General features: G+C 67.7%; 2 protein-coding genes. Both read right to left on the reverse strand.

Annotated elements, in window-relative coordinates:
- Positions 1-9 precede the first annotated feature (9 nt).
- Positions 10-990: a threonine ammonia-lyase gene (locus L0P92_RS43840; protein ID WP_234768714.1), complete on the reverse strand. Its 981-nt coding sequence runs from the start codon at positions 988-990 to the stop codon at positions 10-12.
- A 54-nt stretch (positions 991-1,044) separates the two neighbouring features.
- Positions 1,045-2,298: an IS256 family transposase gene (locus L0P92_RS43845; protein WP_234768715.1), complete on the reverse strand. Its 1,254-nt coding sequence runs from the start codon at positions 2,296-2,298 to the stop codon at positions 1,045-1,047.
- Positions 2,299-2,420 lie beyond the last annotated feature (122 nt).

The following is a 2,420-nucleotide window of genomic DNA, read 5'->3' on the forward strand; positions in this document are numbered from 1 at the left end:
GAATAATTGTCAAGACCTGTGGACGGGAGCCGCACCGACCCAGTGGTGATAGGCGTCTACGTCGACGTTGCTGCCGCACACGATGGTGACCACATGTCGGCCGGCGAAGCGGTCGCGGTCTGCGAGGATCGCCGCGATGCCGAGCGCGGCCGACGGTTCGACGACGAGGCCGGCGTGGTCGAGGAGCATCCGCATACCGGCGATGATCGACGCCTCCTGGACCAGGACGGCGTCGTCGGCGACCAGGAGGAGGTCGTCCAGGACGGCCGGGATGGGACGCCGGCCGGCGACGCCGTCAGCGATCGTGTTGGTCGAGTCGGTGGTGACGACGCGCCGCCTGCGCCACGAGTGTGTCATCGCCGGTGCGCCCAGCGGCTGGACGCAGATCACCTCGACCTCGGGCGCCATGGCCTTCACCACATGACCCACACCGGTGGCCAGCGCACCGCCGCCGAGAGCGATCAGGACGGCGTCGAACGACGGCGCGGTGTCGGCCAGTTCCAGGCCGATGGTTGCCGCGCCCTCGCAGGTCTCGATGTCCAGGCTGTCTTCGACCAGCCGGATGCCGTCGCAGCGCGCGATGGCCGCCGCCCGCTCGCGAGCCATCTCGTGGTCGCCGTCCACCAGCTCCAACCTGGCGCCCAACGCGCGGATGCGGTCAAGCTTGGCCACAGTCGCAAAGCGGGACGCCACGACAGTCACCTCAAGCCCCCGGCCGCGACCGGACCACGCGAGGGCCTGGCCAAGATTGCCCGCGCTGGCGCACACCACGTCTCGTGAGCCATTCTCGGCGAGCAGGCTCGCGACTACCTCGGTGCCGCGGGCCTTGAAGCTGCGGACCGGGTTCGCCGTTTCGAGCTTGATGCTCACCGTGCACCCGAGGCCGGGCTCCAGCGCCTCGCAGCGGTACAGCGGAGTGTCGAGGAAAACCGGGTCGATCACCTGGCGGGCCGCCCGGATCCGAGCAGTGTCGAGGCGCGTCTTCTGCACGACGCAGCAGCGTAGCGCGAGTAACAGCTCAAATCCTATGGATCAAGGGGCAGTTCAGGCTGCCTGAGCTTCGGGGCGCTCGACGAGGTGTCCGCGTTCGAATCGGGCTCCGGCGCGGACGAGAGCGACGAGGTGGGGTGCGTTCACGGCCCGCCACCGCTGTTGGGCGGACTCCACGAGCTTGAAGACCATGGCGAGCGCAGCGGCCGCACTGCCGGCACCCCGGGTGACCTTCGTGCGGAGCCGGACCGTGGCGAAGGTGGACTCGATGGGATTCGTGGTGCGCAGGTGGATCCAGTGCTCAGCGGGAAAGTCGTAGAACGCGAGCAGCTCGTCCGTGTCGTCGGTGATCTTCTTGACGGCCTTGGGGAACTTCGCCTCGTACGTCTTGGCGAACTCGGCAACGGCCTGGAGGGCGTGGTCGCGGTCTTCGGCGTTGTAGATCTCCTGCAGGGCCTTCTTCGCGCTGGGCTGGGCAGACTTCGGCAGAGCGTTCGCGACGTTGGCGATCTTGTGAACCCAGCACCTCTGATGCCGTGCCTCGGGGAACACCTCGGCCAGGGCCTTCCAGAAGCCGAGCGCCCCATCACCGACCGCGAGGACGGGAGCACGCATCCCACGCCGAGCACAGTCGCGCAGCAGATCCGCCCAGGAGTCGGCTGATTCACGGTAGCCGTCACTCATAGCGATCAGCTCCTTGGTGCCGTCCGCACGCACGCCCATCAGCACGAGCACGCACGACTTCGCCTCGCGCAGGCGTATACGCAGGTGGATGCCGTCGGCCCAGACATAGACATAGTCGCTGCCGGACAGGTCGCGCTCGCTGAACGCGGCGTGGTCAGCCTGCCACTGCGTGGTGAGCCGAGTGACGGTGGCCGGCGACAGGCCAGCCGCCGAGCCGAGGAACTGCTCGAGTGCGGGCACGAAGTCGCCGGAGGACAGGCCGTGCAGGTAGAGCAGGGGCAGCACCTCGCTGATCTTCGGGGACTTGCGGCACCACGGTGGCAGGATCGCTGAGGAGAACCGCTTGCGCTCGCCGGTCGCCTCGTCGATGCGCCTGTCGTTCACCCGCGGGGCCTTCACTTCGACCACCCCGGCCGCGGTCGTGACTTCCCTCGGCTGGTGGTAGCCGTTGCGGACCACCAAGCGGCGTCCGCACTCGTCGCGTTCGTCAGCCAACTCGGCTATATAGGCGTTGACTTCAGCTTCCAGGGCTGCGGCCAGCATCCGCCTTGCACCCTCGCGGACAATGTGGTCGATCAGGGAGCCGGTCTCGGTCGTTCCATCGGCATTCACTACGCTCAGCACGGGCGTGCCTTCCCGACCGACGGTGCAACGTCGGCCTACTCGATGACCAGAAGTCGATCACTCGGGAAGGTACGCCCTTCGCGTCCGCCTGAGGTCGATCCACAGGTCATGAGCATTGCTCC

Origin of the sequence: Streptomyces muensis, assembly GCF_021474425.1 — a bacterium.
Classification (GTDB): domain Bacteria; phylum Actinomycetota; class Actinomycetes; order Streptomycetales; family Streptomycetaceae; genus Streptomyces; species Streptomyces muensis.